The sequence below is a fragment of the Bacillus gobiensis genome (genome assembly GCF_001278705.1).
Classification (GTDB): domain Bacteria; phylum Bacillota; class Bacilli; order Bacillales; family Bacillaceae; genus Bacillus; species Bacillus gobiensis.
On record NZ_CP012600.1, the window covers coordinates 827,629 to 849,454 of the forward strand.

Sequence of the window (21,826 nt, forward strand, 5' to 3'; positions counted from 1 at the left end):
TTACGCAAGACATATTATTTAATTAAGTCAAAAAAGTTGGTCTTGTGAAAAAGGAGGGTCTATATGAAAACAGGAAGACCATCCAAAATAGCAGGCTATGCTATCTTATTAAGTAAGTTACACGTTCTTACAATTGAACAAAAGGATATGATTATCCAAATGCATATGCAAAAATACGATGCATAGCTTTTCTATAATGGATATACGATCAAATTCTAGGCTGAAAAATACTAGATGTGATGGGCTCTGCCTAAACAAGTGAGACTCGGAAACGTCCTTATTTTTATCCTGCAGGAACGGGCAAGAAGACTCCCACCTTAACTTTTGAAGCAGGTGGGGATTATCTGCCAGTAAATTTTGGATCAGATCATTTAACAATCAGTGTTGGATGTCATGTGTAAAGGCTAAATACTTATCCCACTGATTAAAGATGAACTTTATTGCAGAGTAAGAAGCATCACTCGTGTTCTAACTGGGTGAGCAAAGTTATCATGCCTTCTGCATCTTGTAAATTTTCACGTTCTTTAATGAGTAGCAGTCCAAAACGAATGGCCAAGGATTTTCTTTCGATTCGATTGACAATTGGGACTGGATTTATATCAGAATCTTGAGCGGCTCCAATTGAGTAGCGGATTAATTCACATCCGGCAAAGCCAGCTGCGTCTGCAAAAATTTGGTATAACAGATCTTGAATATTGATTTTCGTTTTATACAGCTCGCGGCAGTCTTTGCGGAAAGCCTCTTTAAATGTATTGCTGAAAACGGTCCACACAGTAATAATGTGATGTAACAGTGAGCTTTTCTCATCATCATGAGACATTGTATGGATCAACAAATCAGCAATAATTTTTCCGATATCAAAACCGATCGGTCCGAAAAAAGCAAATTCAGGATCGATAATTTTCGTTACATGTTGATTAGAAAAAATGCTTCCAGTATGTAGATCTCCATGGATAAGAGATTCTGTTTTACTAGTAAATGTATTCCTTAGTTTAGATGCTTCATCAAGAAGCGAGGAGTCATCCCGAAAACCTTTAACAATGGTTCGCAGTTCTTCTTCAAATTCATTCGAATTACTAGCGAAAAAGGGGTCAGTAAACAATAGTTTTTCGGTAATTGCGCACAGATCGGGATTCGAAAATTGCTTCTCCAATTCATTTTTGACTTGCGGATCAAGAAAATAAGCCGAATTGTAGAATAGCGTCTTCCCAAGAAATTCTCCAACGTGCTCTGAGAAGAGCGGATAGGTTTTGCCTTCAATCAGCCCCTTTCGCAATATGGATAAGTGGGATAAATCCTCCATCACGATTACGGCAAGTGTGGTATCCGAATAATAAATTTTCGGAACGAGGTGCGGGACATGCTCTGCCTGCCGAATCAATGCACTGCTTTCGATTCTGGCTCTGTTTGCTCGTAACGGCAAGCTTTCGCCGAAAAGTTGGCCGAATGGGACAACCTGTTTAATAATAATGCTTCTATTATTTTCTTGATCTCTCACTCGAAAAACCCGGTTTCGATTTCTGTTTCCGATTTCTTGACAGGTAATTGTGCTTTTTCCTGAAAAAAGTCCAAGCTTGACGGCGAGTGCTGCGCCGGAACTCACAGTAAGCGTTTCATACGCAGGTGTTTTTGTAGTTGCCATAGTACGTTTCTCCCTCCAGTAAACATATAAAAGCCTCTTTCCCATTCTGAGAAAGAGGCTTTGCAAGTAAAATAACAGGTTTGCCTCTCTTATCTCTCAGAAATAAGTCTGATGGAATTAGCACCGTGCCCTGCATAGGCGCTTGAATCATGCTGCGCCCCATTTCGCAATGGAATTACGGTCGGTTGCTGTCGGGGTCAAAAGGCCAATCCCTCGCCCGACTCTCGATAAGAGAAATATATTATTTTGTCGACTGTTTAGAATGTACCAAGGTGTAACATGTTTGTCAATTGTTTTTTAGCCTTAGTATAATTCTGTTCTTCTGTCGGAAAAGATCGGAATTTGCGCCCGAATCTTTTCGCTGATTCCAAGCTCAAGCTCCGCTGAAATGATTTCTTCACCGTCAGAAGCTTCGGCGATAATTTTCCCCCACGGATCAATAATCATGCTGTGGCCAGCAAATTGATTATCAGGGTTGCTCCCGGAACAGTTGCATGCAGCGACAAAACACTGGTTCTCGATCGCTCTGGCTATTAGAAGGGCTTTCCAATGATCGAGCCTTGGAGCTGGCCACTCGGCTGAAACAAATAGTAAAGAAGCCCCGTTTTCTGTGTGCTTTCTGATCCATTCAGGAAATCGAATGTCATAGCATATGACTCCGCAAGCTTGAATGCCTTCCAAAGCAAATGTGTTTTCCTTCGAACCTGCTGCTAAATAGTGATGCTCGTCCATTAATTTAAATAAGTGGACTTTGCTATATTCACTTAACATATCTCCGTTTTTCCCGACAATGTACATCGTATTGTAAATACCGTCATTTTTTTTCACTGCTACCGAACCGGCGACAATATTCACTTCGTAGGTGCGGGCAATGTCTGACAGCCACTGTTTAGTATACTTGCCATTTTCATCGCCGATTTCATCAAGCCTTGATAAATCATAGCCCGTTGTCCACAGTTCAGGCAGTATAACCACATCTGCATCGCTGGCTTTTTTAATAAACCTTTCTGCTTTTTGATAATTTTCTGCGGGATTTCCAAAAGAAATATCAAATTGGAGACATGCGATTTTCAATTTTATCTTGCTCCTTCCCGAAAATTGCTTTACATTTTGTTTATACAATAAATGATAACTTAGAATCATTTCAAGAATTTTTTATAGTAGGTGACAGAAAAATGAATTTTGAACAGTCCACCCTTTTAAAGCAGCTTCCTGATCAATTCTTTGCTGCACTCGTACAGAAAGCGGCTAAAAAAATAAATGAAGGTGTTGATGTCATTAATTTAGGGCAAGGAAATCCCGATCAGCCCACTCCACAGCATATTGTCGAGGCAATGGAAGAAGCTGTTCGGAAGCCTGTACATCACAAGTACTCTTCATTTCGTGGAAGCCAAGCCTTGAAAGAAGCCGTTTGTGAATTTTATAGTAGAGAATACGGTGTTACTCTCGATCCAGACACGGAGGTTGCTATACTGTTTGGCGGGAAGGGGGGGCTGGTTGAATTGCCCTTATGCCTTCTGAATCCAGGTGATACAGTTTTAGTGCCTGATCCGGGGTACCCTGATTATATGTCCGGAGTCGCTTTGGCAAAAGCTGAGATGGAAATGATGCCGCTAACAGCGGAAAACAATTTTTTGCCTGATTATGGCCGAATTCCTTCACAAAAAATGAAGGACGCCAAGCTTATGTATTTAAATTACCCAAACAATCCGACCGGAGCAGCGGCAACTGCACCGTTTTTCGAAGAGACTGTGAAAGCTGCAAAGGATAATAGCATCTGTGTTGTTCACGATTTTGCTTACGGTGCGATCGGATTCGATCATAAAAAGCCGATAAGCTTTTTGCAGACAAAAGGAGCGAAAGATATCGGCATCGAGATCTATACCTTGTCAAAAACTTATAACATGGCTGGATGGCGTGTTGGTTTTGCCGTTGGGAATGCTTCTGTGATCGAAGCAATCAATTTGTACCAGGATCACATGTATGTCAGTCTTTTTGGTGCTGTTCAAGAAGCGGCAGTAACGGCTCTTTTGTCTGAACAAAGCTGTGTGGATCAACTCGTCGAATTATATGAAAAAAGGAGAAATGTTTGGGTCAAAGCCGTACGTGAGATAGGCTGGGATGTGGAATCACCTGCGGGCTCTTTTTTTGTATGGCACCCGGTACCAAAAGGCTATACATCTGTAGAATTTTCAGATCTATTATTGGAGAAAGCAGGAGTTGTCGTTGCACCTGGCGAAGGGTTTGGCGCATACGGACAGGGTTATGTGCGAGTCGGCCTGTTGACAAGCGAACAGCGTCTTCGTGAAGCAGCCGAACGAATTGGCGAGTTAGGCCTTTTTAGGAAAATAAATCATTTCTCCTAATAAATATCCTGCGCTGAAAAGCTTTAAGAAAGTATACGTAAGAAATTTGCAATTAGCATAATTAATAAAAGTATAGCGTCTCATAACCCAGTGAGGCGTTTTTTCTGTATTTTTAGCAAAAATCATTATGGAAATTGAATAAAAATTGTTTACAAAACTTTGAATCTGGGTATTAAATTGTAAATAAAAACAGGGTATACTTATGTAAAGTTTTCATGACATTAATTTACCGGTATTTAAAGTTTTATCTAAATAACGAGAGGGGAGAACGTTAATTTGGAAACTACAAAATTAATGTTGACGATTGATGAAAAGCGAAAAGAAATGGTTGAAACAGCAAAAAGGCAAGGATATACCGGAAATGAAACGATAAAACGAAGTCAAGAACTGGACAACCTAATTAATCTATTCCAAAAATACTAATTATAAAATCCTATTCCTTCTCATTAAACACTTGCCTATAAAAAGTGAAAGTGCTTACGGTGAAGTAAGCACTTGATTTTACTGCTTAACCAGGGGATACAGCCGGAAAGGTGACAGTTACCGTTGTTCCCTTACTCAGCTCGCTTGAGATGTCAATTTTTCCGCCATGCATAGCAACAATACGGTTACAGACCATTAAGCCAAGTCCTGTGCCATTTTTCTTATGAGAAACAAATGGCTGGAAAATTTCTTGGATCATTTCTTTCGGAATGCCCTCGCCGTTATCTGTGATCCGTAAAATCGCGTGATCGTCTTTTTTTATAGCCTGTATATGCAGAATACCGCCATTTTTCATTGATTCAAATGCATTTTTTGCCAGATTCAAGATCACTTGTTTGATCTGATCCTTAGAGCCCCGAATGTGAATTTCTTCATTCGGTACAAATTCCAGTGAGACATCTGAACGATGCAAATTAGCTTCGGAATGAATAATAGGCAGAATCTCATTGATGATATCAAATAGTGAATGTACTTTATCCTGTACGGCTGTAGGTTTGCCTAATACAAGGAACTCGGTAACGATTTGATTGATACGGTTGATTTCGTTTTCAATGATTGAAAAATAAAAGCTGTCATCATCTGATTGATGCTTTTTCTTTAGAAGCTGGATAAATCCCCGAATACCTGTTAACGGATTTCTGATTTCATGAGCAGTGCTGGCTGCCAGACTGCTCAACAATTCGAGCTTCTGCGCTTTGATTTGAGATAATTCTGTCTTTGTCCTTCTTTTAAGCATGAGATATTTCACAAATAAAAACACGATATTAAGAGCGATAAAACTCGTTAAAAAGGATAAAAATAGACTTTTGCCAAGTGCAAACGACTTAACCGCTTTTGGATAAGCTTCCAGCTTCCAATTTGATTTATTCAGGATTGTCTCAACAGGGGAGACGTTCAAGTCTGAAAACGAATCATCTCCACTTGTTAATATCGTTTGATTTTTGCTGTTCTTCACCCGAATATACATATCAGAATTTAGACTATTAATCATGTTTTTTATATAATCCATATCAACAGATGCCAGTAAAAAGCCGATCGTCTTTCGATTTTCATCGATGATTGGATGATAGATAGAAAAAAGGTGTTTCCCTGTCGTTTTTTCGTAATAAGGGTCTGATGAAACTGGCTTATTGGTCTGCTTTGCGATTTGAAAAAACTCATCCTTCATATAAATATTTCGATCATATGGAATTGTAGAGTAAATGGTATTCCCGTCTTGATTCAGTAAGTTTAAGCCTGATAGAATAGGGTTTTTTTGAATCTCGTCGTCAAATAACATTTCAACTTCGTTTTTCAGAAACGGCGGATGCAGGGCAAATGATAACGAGTTTATTTTCGCTTCTGTTTCGCTAATAAGTGAATCGATTTGCTGTCTATCAATGAATAAAGTTAAATAAGCATCCTGCCTGTATTTCTGGAGCGTCGCATCCCTTGTGCTTGTATAGACTGCTATACATAGTATCAATGCAGGTAAGATAACAAGTAAAATGTAAAGTCCGAATCTTTTCCAGTGAAGTTTTAATTTTTGCATATTCATCGCTCCAAGCATACACATGGATATGGGTAATTATAGCATTTAATTATGTACAAACATATGATAACTTTGTATATCTACATAATTTATGTATGAAGGATATACAATAGGAAAGGAAAAAGCAGTTGAATGATGCCTCAACTTCCTTTTCCTTTCAGAAGGTCATTCTATGGATCAAGAATCCTTGGTTTCTATCGGCTTAATGAGAATTTCAACACGTCTGTTTTTCTCTCTGCCAATAGAACTTGCATTGTCTGCAATCGGTTTATGCTCCCCGTAACCCTTCGTACTAAAAACATTTGAATCCAGCTGAGGATTTTCAAGCAGCACATCTAAAAAATTTACCGCACGAATTGCACTAAGCTTCCAATTAGAATTATATACAGAATTATGGATCGGAACATTATCTGTATGGCCGTTAATAATGATATTTCGTTGTGGCCGGATAACGAGCAGTTCTGAAATCTCTTTTGCCAGAGGCATAACCTCATTGCGAATTTCTGCACTGCCGGAATCAAATAGGATATTGTCTTTAATCGTAATAAATAACCCTTCATCTGTAAGTTTTGTATTCAATTGGTTTTGAAGTTTATTATTCAGTATAAAATGATCTACGTGTTTTTTAATATTTAATAGTGATTTATATTCTTCTTTCTCCTGCTGTTTCTGATCAGACGGATCTTTTTTTTCAATAGGCAAAGGGTCGAGGGGGGGCTCCATGCTTGTAAAATCCAGTACCCCCGATCCCCCGGTAAATACGTCGTTAAATGCCCGCGACATCGTTTGGAATTTCTTAGCGTCAACAGAACTGATAGCAAATAACACAATAAATAGCGCCAATAAAAGAGTCAACAGATCAGCATAAGGGATCAGCCATGATTCATCAATATGATCGTCTTCGCGTTGTCGTCTCTTTCTTTTACACATTGCGGGTTTCTCCTTCAAGAATTTTCAATTTTGACCGTTCATTTGCCGGCACATACATGAGTAATTTTTCTTCTATTATTTTGGGAGATTGGCCCTCTAATACTGAAAGCACTCCTTCGATCATAATCTCCCTGATTTTCGCCTCTTGCCTGGATTTTCGTTTCAGCTTGTTGGCGAAAGGATGCCACAACACATAACCTGTAAATATTCCGAGTAGAGTGGCTACGAATGCAGCGCTTATAGCATGGCCAAGCTCCTCTGTATTGTCCATATTGGCCAACGCGGCAATGAGCCCGATCACCGCCCCGAGTACTCCTAGAGTAGGAGCGTACGTTCCAGCTTGTGTAAAAATGCTTGCGCCTGCTTGATGCCTGTCTTCCATTGCCTCGATTTCTTCAGTTAGCACGTCTCTGATAAATTCAGCATTTTGACCATCAACAGCCATCGTGATGCCGTTGCTTAAAAAAGGATCGTCTATTTCATTTACTTTTGCTTCAAGAGCTAAAAGGCCTTCTCTTCGAGCAATTTGCGCCCATTCAGAGAACATTGTAATTAAATCTTCTATTTCAGTCTGTTTTTTTTCTTTAAATAAAACGCCAAACAGCTTTGGAACGCGTTTGATTTCTTCAGTAGGAAAAGCAATAATAACCGCTGCCGCCGTTCCCAGAAAAATGATGAGGATCGCTGCAGGGTTTACTAATACGTCCAAGCTTACCCCTTTATAAACCATTCCAACACCAATGGCAATAAACGCAAGAATGATACCAATTATTGAAGTTTTATCCATAGCTCACACCAATTCCTTTATTTTTCTACAATTTATATCGGTAACTTTTAAAAGGTCTTTAGGCTTTCGAAGGAGAAATGGGTCGGAGTCTTTCTCATAAAAATGAAAAAAGCATCCATCCTTGGAATAAGGATGGATGCTTACGGGTGCGTCTTATCTCGCGGTAACTGTCAATTGACCATTTTCAACTTCAATCAGAAACTTACCGATGCTTTCATGATCCAAAAGCAAGTCAGTCATTTTATCTTCAAGTTGCTCTTGTATCGTTCTTCTTAGCGGACGGGCGCCAAATTGAGGATGATAGCCCAGCTCGGCAATTTTATTGACAGCTTCCTTTGTCACTTCGAGTTCGGTACCTTGTTCTGCCAATGATTTCTCCAGATCTTGTAGAAGGATAGAGACGATTTGTTTCAAATCCTCTTTTTCTAATGCATTGAAAGAGATGATGCTGTCAAAGCGGTTCAAAAATTCAGGTTTAAAGTATGAACTCAAGGAGTCAATTAAAGTTTGTTCTTCTATCGCACTGCCTTCAGGTTGAAAGCCGACTTTTATTCTCTTTTCAGAGGTGCCTGCGTTGCTTGTCATAATAATGACCGTGTCTTTAAAGCTGACAGTTCGCCCTTGGCTGTCTGTCAAACGGCCATCCTCCATGATTTGCAGGAACATGTGCTGCACATCCGGATGTGCTTTTTCAATTTCATCAAGCAAAAGAATGCTATAAGGATTTCTGCGAACTTTTTCGGTCAGCTGCCCCGCTTCATCATGTCCGACATAACCTGGAGGAGATCCGATAATTTTTGAGACCGAATGCTTCTCCATATATTCACTCATATCAAGGCGAATGATGCTTTCTTTCGTACCGAAAAGCTCTTCTGCCAAGACTTTTGAGAGTTCTGTTTTACCAACGCCGGTAGGACCTACGAAAAGGAATGAGCCTGTTGGTCTTTGCTTAGATTTTAGACCTGCCCGGCTGCGTCTGACAGCTTTTGCAACTTTTTGGACTGCTGTTTTTTGCCCGATGACTCTTTCATTCAGCTTGTCTTCAAGGTCTTTCATTTTTTGCTGTTCATTTCCCTGTAGCTTTCCGACTGGAATGCCTGTTTTTTGTTCTATAATTGCTTGTATTGCAGCGGCATCTACTGTTGGCTTTTCAAAATGTTTTTCTGTGCTGTTAGTTAATACCTCTTCTTCGTCACGCAATTTTGCTGCCAGCTCGTAGTTTTCTTCCTTGAGGGCTTTTTCTTTCTCAATTGCCAGGGCTTTCAGCCGCTCCGGAATATTTGTGCTTTCGTTTGTATCCAAAAGCAAGTTGGCTTTTGAACCTGCTTCGTCCAATAGGTCAATCGCTTTGTCCGGCAAGTGGCGGTCCTGAATGTATCTGTGCGATAATTCCACACAAGCCTTCACTGCGTCTTCGGAATATGAAATACCATGGTAAGCCTCATATTTATCCTTAATTCCGTTTAGGATTGTCATCGCTTCTTGAATGGACGGCTCATTAACAATGACTGGCTGGAACCGGCGTTCCAAAGCTGCATCTTTTTCAATTTTGCGATACTCTTTCAGTGTAGTTGCACCAATGAGCTGCAGCTCGCCTCTGGCAAGCGCGGGTTTGAGAATATTGCCGGCATCCATTGATCCTTCAGCACTTCCAGACCCGACAAGCAGGTGGATTTCATCCACAAACAGAATTACATTTTTTCTGCTTTTCAACTCTTGGATGAGCTGTTTCATCCGTTCTTCAAATTGGCCTCGGATACCTGTATTGGCAACAAGGGAAGCGACGTCAAGCAGATAAAGCTCCTTGTCCTTTAATTTGTTTGGAACGTCGCCCTCGACAATTTTTAAGGCCAAGCCTTCAGCAATTGCTGTTTTTCCGACACCAGGCTCTCCGATAAGAACAGGATTGTTTTTATTTCTGCGGTTTAGAATTTCGATGACGCGTTTCACTTCTCCATCTCTTCCAATCACCGGATCAATAACTCCCGTTTTCGCAGCATTTGTCACGTTTGTGGCCAATTCATCAAGCAATCCTTTTCGGCTATGGCTGCGATTTTTAACTTCCGGTCCTTGCGGATTGAAAAATGATGATCCGCCAAATGGTGTGTTTCCGGCGTTCATTGACGGCTGTGTTAAAGACGCGTAGCAGGACTCACAAATATCCATTTGTTTTTTGTTGAAATTTATTTGCATATTCAATCGAATGGTTGCATCGTTTTTTTGACAGTTTTGACAAAGCATTTGCCATAACCCCCTAATAAAGTTTGATTATCTTTGACTAATGCGATTTGAAAAAATGGCCTCTTGTGACCATCTATGGTTATAGTATACTTTGACCTATTTTGACTTTCAAATAATATGCTTAACCTTTTTTGAAAAAGTGAATCTTCAATAAGCGGGGATTCGACGATATTGAAGGCATTTCAACAGGATGCCTGAGTAAAGCCGCCGTACATACATACCTCACCTAGACTTTTCTTGGAACCTATAGCCCTCGAGATAGGAGAGCTTACTGGTCACTTTATGCGGGATATTTTTAAAAGTAAACCATGAAATGTTCTTCTTTTCAAGCTACTTGTCTCATAAGCTGTATCAAGGCTTGTCACACGGAGGAATCAAATGAAGCATTCGGGAAATTCTACTATTCAACTATCGTTTGTCTATGTGGGGACTGTTGTCGGTGCAGGCTTTGCCACTGGAAAAGAAATTGTTGAGTTTTTCTTGAAATTCGGACCAGCAGGGATGCTGGGTATCCTTATCAGCGGAATAATGTTTACTTTTTTAGGATCCAAAATGATGATCATTTCAAGAAGGATCAGAGCGGCGTCTTATCGGGAGCTTAACATATTTCTTTTTGGAAAAACAATCGGCCCGGTCGTAAATGGTTTTTTGCTGCTGATCTTATTCGGGGTTACCTCAGTACTTTTATCGGGAGCGGGAGCGATTTTCAAGGAACAGCTTCATACCTCTGCCCATTTCGGAATCCTTTTAACGATTGCTATTTGCTTGCTGGTTCTTTCGCGGGGAATAAATGGGCTTTTCGGAGTGAATATCCTTGTGGTGCCGATGCTTATGCTCTTTACGATGATTGTCTTTACGGATTCGTTTTTGTTTTATGAAGACTTGGGCTCGCAATTTTGGGTAGTCGATTTAGAAAAATCAGACGTTGGCTGGATCGTTTCAGCAATTTCCTACGGCGCTTTTAATTTGTCGCTTGCACAAGCTGTTCTTGTCCCGGTTGCTTCTGAATTAGAATCTGAGAAACAAATAAAAGCAGGAGCGTATTTGGGAGGAGGGATTTTAACCGTCATTTTGCTTTGTTCTTTTTTGGCAATGACGACGCTGCCGGATACTCTTTTTTTTGACGTTCCAATGGCTCATGTCGTGCAAATCTCATCCGGGAGTATACATATGATTTATCTATTAATTATTTTCGGGGAAATTTTCACCTCTGTCATCGGCAACATTTACGGTATGGAGAAGCAGATCAGAAAATATGTGAACATCAATCGAATTGTAATTTATTGCATGATTTTAGGTATAGCTTATTGCATCAGTCTCGTAGGATACGGGAAGCTCTTGACTGCCATTTATCCTTTGTTCGGAAATGTTAGCATATTTTTTGTCTTGTTCTTATTGTTTAAAAAAATACCTGACAACAGCGTCTTGAAATGAGAAGCAGCACATTGGCAGCAAGCTTAAAATATGCTAAACTAACGAACGTGTCTACAAAATAAATAAATACCGTGTAACTAAACGGGAGAGGTTCTAGAAAAACCCTCTATAAAAAACTAAGGACTCATGCTGTATCCTTGGATGCGGCTTTTTGTTTTTTATGGCTAGAACACCTTCCATTCAAACGGAGGGTGTTTTTTATATGTTATACGAAAGAAGGAGTAAAAATGAGGAAGGAAAAAGCAGTTGTTGTATTTAGCGGAGGACAGGATAGCACAACTTGTCTTGTGTGGGCGCTTCAGGAGTTTGCTGAAGTCGAAACTGTTACTTTTCACTATAACCAGCGGCACCAGCTGGAAACAGAGGTAGCTGGAAAGATTGCCAAAAAGCTAAACGTTAAGAATCATTTGCTTGATATGTCTTTGCTGAATCAATTGGCCCCTAATGCCCTGACAAGAGACGAAATGGAGATAAAAATGAATGAGGATGGCTTGCCTTCCACGTTTGTCCCTGGCAGAAATTTAGTCTTTTTATCCTTTGCTTCTATACTGGCTTATCAAATCGGAGCCAGACATATTGTTACCGGTGTATGCGAGACAGATTTCAGCGGATATCCGGATTGCAGGGATTCTTTTATTAAGTCCTGCAACGTGACAGTTAATTTGGCAATGGATAAGCCTTTTGTCATTCATACACCATTAATGTGGCTGAATAAAAAAGAAACGTGGAAGCTTGCTGATGAGCTTCATGCACTGGATTTAGTGAGAAATGAAACCTTGACTTGCTATAACGGCATCATTGCTGACGGATGCGGCGAATGCCCTGCCTGTGTGCTTAGGAAAAATGGGTTAAACGAATATTTACATGAAAAAGGAGGAAATTAGAATGCTTTCACAAACGTATCCTCAAGCATTTCATCCATATTCGTTTGAATTGAATAAAGACATGCAGATCTCTGCAGCACATTTTATTCCGAGAGAAGAAGCGGGCGCGTGCAGCCGCGTCCACGGCCATACGTACACGGTAAATCTGACGATTGCAGGAGATACCCTGGATTCTTGCGGTTTTTTGGTTAATTTTAGTACGTTAAAAAAAATCGTCCATGGAAAATACGATCATACGCTTTTAAATGATCATCTTGAATTTTCAGGCGAAGATGCTTATTCGTTTCCTACGACTGAGGTCGTGGCTAAATCGATTTATGATGCAGTAGAAACATATTTGAATACATTGTCCAACCGGCCCGTCTGCGTCCAGGTTTTCGTGAGAGAGACGCCGACAAGTTATTGTGTATACCGGCCGAAAAAGGAGCAAGCCCATGAATAAACCAATTCCCGTTTTAGAAATATTCGGACCGACCGTGCAGGGAGAGGGCAGTGTCATCGGGCAGAAAACGATGTTTGTCCGGACGGCGGGCTGTGATTATTCCTGCAGCTGGTGTGATTCTGCTTTTACATGGGATGGTTCAGCAAAAGGAGATATCAAGTGGCTTGAGCCAAATGAAGTTCTCGATTCTCTTAGAGAGACAGGAGGAGGGTGTTTTTCTCACGTCACCATTTCCGGAGGCAACCCCGCCTTGCTGAAACCTCTTGGCGGATTGACTGCATTGCTAAAAGAAAAAGGCTATCGAATTGCACTTGAGACACAAGGGAGTATCTTCCAGGAGTGGTTCGCGGATATCGATGATTTAACCATTTCACCGAAGCCGCCAAGCTCGGGAATGGTTTGCGATTTTACGAAGCTTACAGCTATATTTGAATCGTTAGAAAAAATGAATCGTCTTCAAAGTGTAACCTTGAAAATCGTTATTTTTTCAGATGAAGATTTGGAGTTTGCTAAAGGAGTGCATCAGAAATACCCCGGGCTCCCGTTGTTTCTGCAAGTTGGAAACGATGATCTGAATTCTCGGGATACGAATGATTTAGCGCAAAAGCTTCTGGAAAAATATGAAGGGCTTGTCGAAAAGGTTTGTGCGGATGAGGATTTAACCAATGTCCGCGTTCTTCCCCAGCTTCACACCTTAATATGGGGGAATAAAAGAGGAGTATAACTAATAGGGAGAGAAGGGTGAATCATGTCTAGAAAAAAATCAGAGCTCGAAGGAGTTTCGCTCCTTGGAAACCGAGGAACATCCTATGAGTTCAGCTATAAACCGGAAATCTTAGAATCTTTTATAAATAAACATCCTAATCGAGACTATTTTGTTAAATTTAATTGTCCGGAGTTTACATCGTTATGTCCAATGACAGGGCAGCCTGATTTTGCTACGATCTATATCAGCTATATCCCGGATCAAAAAATGGTTGAAAGCAAATCGTTGAAGCTATACTTGTTCAGCTTTCGCAATCATGGCGATTTTCATGAGGATTGCATGAATATCATTATGAATGACTTAATTGAATTGATGGATCCCCGCTACATCGAAGTGTGGGGGAAATTTACCCCAAGAGGCGGGATCTCGATTGATCCGTATACGAATTACGGCAAGCCAGGGACGAAATATGAAGAAATGGCAGCCCACCGGCTAATGAACCATGATTTGTATCCGGAAAAGGTGGATAATCGGTAGCAGATTGATTACAAATGTCCTTAAGACCCATCCATGAAATGTGGGGACGGCCGGCAAAGTGAGATTGAATTGAAATAATGAATTATTCCCAAGTCTAATTCATCATCCTTGTCCTGCACATCATCCTTAAATACCTTGCTATGTGCCGCTGCTTCTGCTATGATTAAAAGGAATTATTTTTGTTCGGTCTTAACACAGAGCAAGAGTAGTATCTAGCAGTGCGAAGAATGCACTAGGAGGAAACAACAATGGAACAAGGTAAAGTAAAATGGTTTAATGCAGAAAAAGGATTTGGATTTATTGAGCGTGAGGGTGGAGACGATGTATTCGTTCACTTCTCTGCTATTCAAAGTGATGGCTTCAAATCACTAGATGAAGGTCAAGAAGTTTCATTTGAAGTTGAGCAAGGCCAACGCGGACCTCAAGCATCTAACGTTCAAAAAATATAAGTAAAAAAGGCTCGGTGGAGCCTTTTTTTATTTTTGCCAAAAATAAAACACCTCTATTCAGGAGGCGAATAGAGGTGCTTTCGAGTATTAGTAAAATGGTTTCAGTTCATACTAACATAATTATAATACAATTGCCACCCTATGTTGATCGATCCGATGAAAAAGAATATGTTGTTTCATTGTAAAAAAAGCTCATAAATCTTAATAGGGCAGCATTTAAAAATAATCCATCTTCTTAAGAGTTAGAAGAGGCGGTATTGATTTTTGCAGTTCAATAAAAAATGTTGCTCTAAATGAGGCAAAAAAGGCGGGGGATATTGTACTAGACGGATTCTTTAATAATTTTATAATTTTTATGGTTAACTACCGTTAAGGAATCAAGCTCCAAATCTCTATAATTATCCATAATGGTTACATCGACTATAACCGAATTTTCATTTACTTTTTCAACTACTCCAGTCATTCCGTTTTTAAATTCAATCACGTTACCCACTTTTGCAATTTTCATTGATATCACTCCTTGAATATAAATCAACCCTATTGAACGTATTTTGCAATATTTTGTCTTAGTTGTAAAGGAAAAACTCTGGATGTGCAAAGCTAATTAGATTGTTCAAGTCAATATCAGGTGTTATATTAATTTCTTGGAGGGATGTAAATGGATCGTGAAATGGCGGTTTTTCAGCTTGAAAAACTGCGAATAAGAGAAGTGGAGCAGCTGTATATTGAAAAAGATGATTTTCTCTCCTTTCGAGAGGTGCTTATTGAACAGCCCGATTTCCAGCAATTCCGGGGAATTGCCCGGCATGGCGGTCATATCGTATTTGAGTATCATGTGGACTCGAAAATAGATTAGGGGGGGATCTTCCCCCCTAATTTGCTTTATGATAAGTTCACATCCTCTAGCAAAGTCAGGCATGATATTTCACGCAAGTGGAATAGATCTCCATCTGCGTGTTCCCGAAGTATCTGCTTGCTGAAATAAGTTTATTTTTGTTTTCTTTTTATGCCAAGCTTTTTTAAAGCCTGTTTTCTCCACGATTTGACTGCGGCGACCGAGCAATTGTTCCTTTCAGCGATTTCTTGCAGTGTTTCTCCGCGAATTGCGGAAAAAAGCCATTTCTTTTGAAGGTCTGTCAGCTTTTTTTCTTCTGCTTTTCTTTCCCACTCATCGACTAGTTCGATAAATGGCGTCTCATAATATGACGCAGCTACTTCTTTATACTCATTTCTTTCCTCGTGCTTTCTCCTTCTTTTCAATTCATTGATCAGCTTTCCGCGAACCGATGCAAATGCAAAGGAAGAAAAGTTTCCTTTTTTCGGATCAAAAGCAATCGTGCACTCCCAAAGTGCGATATAGGCAATTTGAATATATTCGTCTCTGTCTTTATAAATGTTCAAATGCTTTAACAGGTAAAAAATCATTCTCTCATGGTCTTTTAAAATCTGCTCATACGTCAATTTGTAATGCCTCTCTTATGAGAAGCGCGCTTCTATCAATTCCGCGGTAAATTTATTGTAGGGCGGATAGGATTAAAGTTAAAAAGACGTTATTGAAGAGGAAAATCGATTTTTTACAGGAAAACGTCAATTTCCCTCTGAAAAATTATCAATTAACTGCTTGTCAATACTGCAAAATTTCCTTTTAGCCCCTATTTGCATAATCTCGTTTTTTTTACGCAATCTAAGCAAAAAGTGGGGGGAGGGATACTTGTATTGAGATATGAAAATGGCGAGAAAAAGCCAAACATGATTGAAATGATGACTAATTTAAAAAATTCCACTGATTTTTTACAGATGGTAATTCACGGGAAAGATATCCGGTTTTGGTTAAGCTATTATCGGACAATGGTTGATCCGGCCGTTTTAGAAAAATTAATTCTAACCCCTCTTTCCCACAAAGAGTGGAGCTCGCTTGAAGACATTTCAAAGATTGTTCCTATTGAGGATATAGTCATTACGATAGATACCGATATGATTAAGCAAAAAGCACTCGGAGGATATATTATTATCGCCTTGACTGAATACGGGTCACCTGCAGCTGTTATTAAAGCGCCTGTGTCCAATAACCGAAGTGTTACATTGCCAGAGGTTGAATTCAGTGTAATCGGACCGAAAGAATCGTTTGTCGAAGCACTTGACACAAACATAAACCTCATAAGAAAAAGATTGGCGACAAGTGAATTGCAGGTGATAGAAACACAAGTCGGCAATCTTTCCTCTACAAAAATAGCAGTAATGTATATTGAAGGGATAGCAGACCCAGATAATGTACAAACCGTTTGGCAGCGGCTGAATGATATAGATTTTGATTTGATTAATGACAGCTCGATGATTACCCAGCTGATAAGCGATAATAAATATTCTCCCTTTCCGCAGCTTTTGGATACAGAGAGACCGGACAGAATTGCGGCGGCGCTCGCCGAAGGGAAAGTGTCCATTGCAGTCAATGGTTCTCCCCAGTTATTAATAGGGCCGACGACATTTGTCGAGTTTTTTGCTGCGTTCGATGACTACTATTACAACTGGATTGTCGCATCGTTTTTTCGTATCGTCAGGTTATTTTCTGTCACATTTTCGATATTGATCACACCTGTCTATGTTGCTGTGCTCAATTATCATTACGAACTTGTTCCGAGAGATTTGCTTAATACGGTCATTACTTCGAGGAGAGATGTACCGTTCCCGCCGATTCTTGAAGCGATTTTTTTAGAATTGACGATCGAGCTGCTTCGTGAAGCGGGGGCAAGACTCCCGACCAAAGTCGGGCAGACGATCGGTATCGTGGGCGGTATTGTTATCGGAACGGCATCGGTTGAAGCTGGTCTCACGAGCAATATTTTATTGATCGTAGTAGCGTTAACCGCTCTTGCATCCTTCACAACACCCGTTTATAACATGGGCAATACCATTCGCATTTTGCGTTTTCCATTACTCTTATTAGCCAATCAATACGGCCTCCTCGGGATTGTCTACGGACTAAGTTTTCTAATGGTTCATTTGCTGAAATTGACGTCATTGGGGAGACCGTACCTTGAGCCGATTTTTCCAATGCGGCCTAACGATATTAAGGATGCGATTTTTAGAGCGCCGTTTTCAAAAATGTATAAGCGTCCTGTATTTTTGCGGCCGCAAAGAATCGGAAAGTTTAATATAGCAAATGTGAAGAAAAAAAATGACGGTAATCAGAAATAGGAGGTGCGAAAAAATGCCCAAAGTGTCTGAAAAGTTTCAAGTATCGCCGTACTTTGTGTTTTTCTTGATCCATGGCATGCAATATGGTGTTGGGATTCTTGGGTTTCAACGACTTATCGCAAAGCATGCTAAACATGATGCTTGGATATCTGTTTTGATCGCAGGCATTATGACGCACCTTATTGTCTGGCTTATTTATCGGCTTTTCGAAAACTCGAATGGTAATAATATTCTGTCTGTCCATAATCAAATCGCGGGAGTACGACTAGGGTCGGTCTTTACGTTTTTGCTGAGCATTTACTTTATCGCGCAGGCAGTTAATGTATTGCGGACTTATGTTGAAGTCACTCAGGTGTGGATGTTTGCCACAATAAACACGAATATTTTTTCATTCTTATTGCTTGTGCTAGTCCTCTATGCTGTGCTTGGGGGATTTCGTGTCGTGACGGGAATTTGTTTTTTAGGAGTCGTTATTCCAAGTTTTTTACTTCTTACTTTTTTAAGCACAATTGAATTTGGTGTCTTTGGGCGGTTTTATCCGGTGTTGAATGTTCCCTTAGTGGATATATTGCTTGGTGCAAAACAAATGTCTCTATCAGTTCTCGGCTTTGAAGCGCTGTTAGTCTACTTTCCATTTATTAAAAATCCGAAAAAATCCGAACCGTGGGCTCATGCGTCTCTTCTTTTTACTACTGTTGTTTATTTGGTATGGATGGCTTCAGCCATTATTTTCTTTAGTACAGCGCAGCTTGAAAAAAATATTTGGGCGACTCTTTCGATTTGGAAAGTCATTGAGCTTCCTTTCGTCGAGCGGTTCGAATACATCGGGATTGCCGCGTGGTGCCTTGTGATATTGCCTAATCTCTGCTTAGGCGTTTGGTGTGCAAGCCGTTTATGGAGAGAGCTGTTTCACATCGAGCAGAAAAATGCTGTTTATATCATTTTAGCAATCATTTTTCTCAGTTTGTATAGTTTAAATTCCAGGGAGATAGTTAATCAATTTAATACCATTTTAGGAAATGTAGGTTTCTATTTTTTGATCTCTTATATTCCTTTATTGTTTATTCTGCAGATTTTAGCGAGAAAATGGAGGGGGGCATAATAATGAAGTATATCGTTATTATCGTCAGCCTATGTCTTTTGCTAATTTCAGGTGTGCAAAAAATGACACTTGACGATCTTTCGTTGATTCAAGGCTTGGGCTTTGATCCGTATGAGCCGGGATTGATTAAAGGTATAGCTGTCAGTCCGATTTATGAAAAAGATCAGCCTGTAAAAGATGATATTCTTACTGCGGTATCAGATATCAGCCGGGACATTATCAGTGATTTGGAAAAACAATCCGATTCTCCGCTGGGCAGAGGAAAGCTTACAACAGTCATCTTTAACAAAGTATTGGCTGAACGGGGGATTTCTGAGCAGATTGATGCACTGCAGCGTGACCCGAAAGTAGGTTCGCGAATATACCTGGCCATAAGCAGAAATAAAGCGGAAGAGGTGCTGTCAAAATATTATGGCCGCAAGGGGACTCCGTATTTTATATCTTCCATGATCGAGCAAAATATTGAATATGGGGACTTGCCAAGAACGAATTTGCATGTATTTTTATTTTTACTTAATTTGACAGGCGGTGACGTCTATCTTCCGATTCTTTCTCTCAACCGCAAGGATTCAATTGAAATAGACGGACTGGCATTATTCAAAGGTCAAACTATGATAGGAGAGATCGGAAGGGACCATCTTTTCTTTTTTAAGTTATTGACCGACGGCCATGTGAAAGGCGAACATACTGTAACTCTTAAAGAAAAAACAAAAGCAGCTATCAGGAGCATTGCTTCAAAAAGAACTTTTTCACTGATAAATAATGATATTCATGATGTGAAATATACGATAAAAGTAACGGGGATTATAGAGGAATATACCGGGAATAAACTGGATAGGAAAAAATTGAAGGGAATTGAAAGGAAGTTTGAAAAAGATATAAAGAATAAGTGTACTGAGCTTATTCATACGTTCAGAGACTTGAAAATTGATCCTTTAGCTATTTCAGAGCAAATCGAATGGAAAACAGGACACTACAATAAAGAGGACTTATACAGAGATTACGATCAGCTTAAAGTGGACTTCGATGTTGATGTAAATATAACACAATCAGGTGTCATTGAATAACAAATACCCACGAATTTGAGAAGATTTGTAATTGTTCTTTAAATATAAAATAAATTTATATCTTGTCTCATATGATATTACGAATCACGAGACAAGGAGCGTCCATATGAATCGATTTGCAAAGGGAGTATTACTGTTATCAATTGCAGCATTTTTTGGAGAATGTCTGGAATTTTTCATTAACATTATATTGGCAAGAGAACTTGGAGAGCATGGGATGGGCTTGTACATGAGCATCTTGCCGACCATTATACTTCTAGTGGTTATTTCTAGTTTGGAGCTGCCAATATCAATTGCTAAATTTATTGCAGAATCTGAACAGAAGCTTCACGCAAGCATGCTGAGGCATGCGTTCCGATTAACCGTTTTGTATACAAGCATATCTACAGTTGTCGCAATTGTGGCCCTTCCTTTGATACCGGTTTTTGATCATTATCATCCGTTAATAAAAGGATTGGTGATCGCACTTATTCCGACAATTGCATTTAGCTCGATCGCCAGGGGCTATTTTATGGGCGTCCAGCAAATGGGCAGAATCGCAATCTCGAACCTGCTAAGAAAAACGATACAGCTGTTTTGCTTGTTTCTCATTTTTTCCTGGTTCTCATTTGAGGACGATACTTCTGTGCTTATTTCATTATGTGTGCTGGTACTAAGTGAAGTAGTGGTTCTCATTTACCTGTATTCTCAATATGTCATCAAAAAAAGGACGCTGCAAAAGAACCAAAAAATTTATCTTCGCGGGAAGGACGTAAGAAAAAGACTGCTTTCGGTTTCGATCCCCACGACAGGATTGAGAATTTTTCACGCTGTCATGAATGCGATTGAACCGTTCTTAGTTAAGGCTGCCCTGTTAGCAGGCGGTGTAGCCGGTACATCAACGATCGACCAGTACGGCATGCTTGCCGGTGTTGCGTTGACGATTGGCTTTTTCCCGGCATTTATCGGCCATGCCCTGCTGACAGTATTGATCCCAAGCATATCCGAAGCCTATTCCAGAAGAGAATATGCCAAAGTAATTCAGAGGCTTAGACAGGCTGTTTTTATCACACTGGGCTATGGCGTTCCTGCTGTATGGGTCATGTACCAATTTGCTGAACCTTTGACTCATTTATTTTTCGATTCCCCGGAAGCATCGGTTTATTTACAGCTTTTATGGCCGTATTTTCTCTTTCACTTTTTTGTCATGCCGTTTCAAGCCTGTTTAATCGGGATGGGGCTCGTAAAAGACGCGTTTTATCATAACGTCTGGGCTTCCGTTATATCATTCCTAATGATGTATTTTCTTGGTTCGATGAGCGAGTTTCAAATGACAGGCATTATTTTAGGCATGAATATGGGAGTCATTCTTTTAACCAGCATGCATTATTTGACGATATGCAAAGAGTTGAATATGACGATCTTTATGATGGATAAGCCAAATGCTGCAGCAAATAAAATATGAGTGCGATTCGGTATCCTGGGTAAGATAAAAAATAAAAGGAGTAGCTATTGCTATGCTCAATCGACTGATCGCCGCACTCACATGTATTCCCTTGCTCTTTCTTATCAGTTGGCCCGTCGAAGCAGCACAGGCTGAAATACATGCAACTACGATTGACGGGGGAAAAATGATCATCCCCGAAAAAGGAAAGAAAACTGCTGTGCATTTTTGGACATCGTGGTGTCCGCCATGCAAAGAAGAGCTGCCTCAATTTCAAAAATTCTATGAGGAGAATAAAAATCGTACTCAGCTGATTACAGTCAATTTAACCTCACAGGAAAAGAGCAAGGAGTCTGTAAGCAGATTTTTAAAAGAGTATCATCTTACTCTGCCGGTTGTCTTAGATCCGGATGGAAGGTTCATGAATTTGTACCGAATTGTCACCATTCCAACGACTTATTTATATAATGAAGATGGAAAGCTTGAAAATGTGATTGTCGGTCCTATGACGTCGGATCAACTGCACAGCTGGTCAGCAAAAAAAATCCCAAGATAAGAGTTGTTTAAAAGCTCACTTTTATTAAGCCGTAGAGGCAGATGAAAGTGA

General features: G+C 40.0%; 23 protein-coding genes and 2 riboswitches. Of the genes, 15 read left to right on the top strand and 8 right to left on the bottom strand.

Features of this window, described 5'->3' with window-relative positions; translation table 11 throughout:
* Positions 1–63: 63 nt before the first annotated feature.
* Positions 64–186, top strand: coding sequence for a hypothetical protein (locus AM592_RS24930; protein WP_264080153.1), 123 nt, complete (start codon positions 64–66; stop codon positions 184–186).
* A gap of 271 nt (positions 187–457) precedes the next feature.
* Here AM592_RS24930 and mtnK read toward each other — a convergent pair whose 3' ends face one another.
* The gene (gene mtnK / locus AM592_RS04060) at positions 458–1,642 is read right to left on the bottom strand and encodes an S-methyl-5-thioribose kinase (RefSeq protein WP_053602596.1); all 1,185 of its coding nucleotides are present in this window, start codon (positions 1,640–1,642) and stop codon (positions 458–460) included.
* Positions 1,643–1,728: 86 nt separating this feature from the next.
* A riboswitch (SAM riboswitch) is annotated at positions 1,729–1,876 on the bottom strand.
* 69 nt (positions 1,877–1,945) lie between these two features.
* On the bottom strand, positions 1,946–2,722 hold the full coding sequence (locus tag AM592_RS04065) for a carbon-nitrogen family hydrolase (RefSeq protein ID WP_053605976.1): 777 nt from the start codon (positions 2,720–2,722) through the stop codon (positions 1,946–1,948).
* A gap of 95 nt (positions 2,723–2,817) precedes the next feature.
* Between AM592_RS04065 and AM592_RS04070 the strand changes: the two genes are divergently transcribed.
* Positions 2,818–4,008 (top strand): pyridoxal phosphate-dependent aminotransferase, encoded by a 1,191-nt coding sequence (locus AM592_RS04070; RefSeq protein WP_053602597.1) that lies wholly within the window; start codon positions 2,818–2,820, stop codon positions 4,006–4,008.
* A 276-nt stretch (positions 4,009–4,284) separates the two neighbouring features.
* Positions 4,285–4,431 carry an aspartyl-phosphate phosphatase Spo0E family protein gene (locus AM592_RS23095; RefSeq protein ID WP_225970328.1) on the top strand — a complete coding sequence of 49 codons (147 nt, stop codon included), beginning with the start codon at positions 4,285–4,287 and terminating at the stop codon, positions 4,429–4,431.
* A gap of 85 nt (positions 4,432–4,516) precedes the next feature.
* On the opposite strand, the gene AM592_RS04075 is transcribed toward AM592_RS23095, so the two are convergent.
* The 4 genes from AM592_RS04075 to AM592_RS04090 form a co-directional block, all read right to left on the bottom strand.
* On the bottom strand, positions 4,517–6,022 hold the full coding sequence (locus AM592_RS04075; RefSeq protein ID WP_053602598.1) for an ATP-binding protein: 1,506 nt from the start codon (positions 6,020–6,022) through the stop codon (positions 4,517–4,519).
* 177 nt (positions 6,023–6,199) lie between these two features.
* Entirely contained in the window at positions 6,200–6,952 is a 753-nt protein-coding gene (gene motB / locus AM592_RS04080) for a flagellar motor protein MotB (RefSeq protein ID WP_053602599.1), read from the bottom strand.
* Entirely contained in the window at positions 6,945–7,739 is a 795-nt protein-coding gene (motA, locus tag AM592_RS04085; RefSeq protein ID WP_053602600.1) for a flagellar motor stator protein MotA, read from the bottom strand. The genes motB and motA overlap by 8 nt, the downstream gene beginning before the upstream one ends.
* A gap of 153 nt (positions 7,740–7,892) precedes the next feature.
* Complete coding sequence (locus AM592_RS04090; RefSeq protein ID WP_053602601.1) at positions 7,893–9,980, bottom strand: ATP-dependent Clp protease ATP-binding subunit; 2,088 nt, start codon at positions 9,978–9,980, stop codon at positions 7,893–7,895.
* 378 nt (positions 9,981–10,358) lie between these two features.
* On the opposite strand from AM592_RS04090, the gene AM592_RS04095 reads away from it, so the two are divergent.
* The 6 genes from AM592_RS04095 (at position 10,359) to AM592_RS04120 (ending at position 14,432) form a co-directional block, all read left to right on the top strand.
* Complete coding sequence (locus AM592_RS04095) at positions 10,359–11,414, top strand: YkvI family membrane protein (protein ID WP_053602602.1); 1,056 nt, start codon at positions 10,359–10,361, stop codon at positions 11,412–11,414.
* An 81-nt stretch (positions 11,415–11,495) separates the two neighbouring features.
* A riboswitch (PreQ1 riboswitch) is annotated at positions 11,496–11,540 on the top strand.
* Between the two features lie 101 nt (positions 11,541–11,641).
* Positions 11,642–12,298: a 7-cyano-7-deazaguanine synthase QueC gene (gene queC / locus AM592_RS04100; protein ID WP_053602603.1), complete on the top strand. Its 657-nt coding sequence runs from the start codon at positions 11,642–11,644 to the stop codon at positions 12,296–12,298.
* A 1-nt stretch (position 12,299) separates the two neighbouring features.
* A complete protein-coding gene (queD, locus tag AM592_RS04105; RefSeq protein WP_053602604.1) occupies positions 12,300–12,740 on the top strand; it encodes a 6-carboxytetrahydropterin synthase QueD in 441 nt (146 codons plus the stop codon).
* Complete coding sequence (gene queE, locus AM592_RS04110) at positions 12,733–13,464, top strand: 7-carboxy-7-deazaguanine synthase QueE (RefSeq protein ID WP_053602605.1); 732 nt, start codon at positions 12,733–12,735, stop codon at positions 13,462–13,464. Before queD ends, queE begins: the two co-directional genes overlap by 8 nt.
* Before the next feature lie 21 nt (positions 13,465–13,485).
* Positions 13,486–13,983, top strand: coding sequence for a preQ(1) synthase (queF, locus tag AM592_RS04115; protein ID WP_098945194.1), 498 nt, complete (start codon positions 13,486–13,488; stop codon positions 13,981–13,983).
* A gap of 248 nt (positions 13,984–14,231) precedes the next feature.
* Complete coding sequence (locus AM592_RS04120; protein ID WP_053602607.1) at positions 14,232–14,432, top strand: cold-shock protein; 201 nt, start codon at positions 14,232–14,234, stop codon at positions 14,430–14,432.
* A gap of 322 nt (positions 14,433–14,754) precedes the next feature.
* Here AM592_RS04120 and AM592_RS04125 read toward each other — a convergent pair whose 3' ends face one another.
* On the bottom strand, positions 14,755–14,940 hold the full coding sequence (locus AM592_RS04125; RefSeq protein ID WP_053602608.1) for a YkvS family protein: 186 nt from the start codon (positions 14,938–14,940) through the stop codon (positions 14,755–14,757).
* A 150-nt stretch (positions 14,941–15,090) separates the two neighbouring features.
* Between AM592_RS04125 and AM592_RS04130 the strand changes: the two genes are divergently transcribed.
* Positions 15,091–15,288 carry a hypothetical protein gene (locus AM592_RS04130; protein WP_053602609.1) on the top strand — a complete coding sequence of 66 codons (198 nt, stop codon included), beginning with the start codon at positions 15,091–15,093 and terminating at the stop codon, positions 15,286–15,288.
* A 131-nt stretch (positions 15,289–15,419) separates the two neighbouring features.
* On the opposite strand, the gene AM592_RS04135 is transcribed toward AM592_RS04130, so the two are convergent.
* Positions 15,420–15,893, bottom strand: coding sequence for a sigma-70 family RNA polymerase sigma factor (locus tag AM592_RS04135; RefSeq protein WP_053602610.1), 474 nt, complete (start codon positions 15,891–15,893; stop codon positions 15,420–15,422).
* Positions 15,894–16,190: 297 nt separating this feature from the next.
* Between AM592_RS04135 and AM592_RS04140 the strand changes: the two genes are divergently transcribed.
* The 5 genes from AM592_RS04140 (at position 16,191) to stoA (ending at position 21,775) form a co-directional block, all read left to right on the top strand.
* The gene (locus AM592_RS04140; RefSeq protein WP_376773345.1) at positions 16,191–17,627 is read left to right on the top strand and encodes a spore germination protein; all 1,437 of its coding nucleotides are present in this window, start codon (positions 16,191–16,193) and stop codon (positions 17,625–17,627) included.
* Positions 17,628–17,640: 13 nt separating this feature from the next.
* The gene (locus tag AM592_RS04145; RefSeq protein ID WP_053602611.1) at positions 17,641–18,729 is read left to right on the top strand and encodes a GerAB/ArcD/ProY family transporter; all 1,089 of its coding nucleotides are present in this window, start codon (positions 17,641–17,643) and stop codon (positions 18,727–18,729) included.
* Positions 18,730–18,731: 2 nt separating this feature from the next.
* The gene (locus AM592_RS04150) at positions 18,732–19,796 is read left to right on the top strand and encodes a Ger(x)C family spore germination protein (RefSeq protein WP_053602612.1); all 1,065 of its coding nucleotides are present in this window, start codon (positions 18,732–18,734) and stop codon (positions 19,794–19,796) included.
* Positions 19,797–19,902: 106 nt separating this feature from the next.
* Entirely contained in the window at positions 19,903–21,240 is a 1,338-nt protein-coding gene (locus AM592_RS04155) for a polysaccharide biosynthesis protein (RefSeq protein ID WP_053602613.1), read from the top strand.
* Positions 21,241–21,292: 52 nt separating this feature from the next.
* The gene (gene stoA / locus AM592_RS04160; RefSeq protein ID WP_053602614.1) at positions 21,293–21,775 is read left to right on the top strand and encodes an endospore biogenesis thiol-disulfide oxidoreductase StoA; all 483 of its coding nucleotides are present in this window, start codon (positions 21,293–21,295) and stop codon (positions 21,773–21,775) included.
* Positions 21,776–21,826 lie beyond the last annotated feature (51 nt).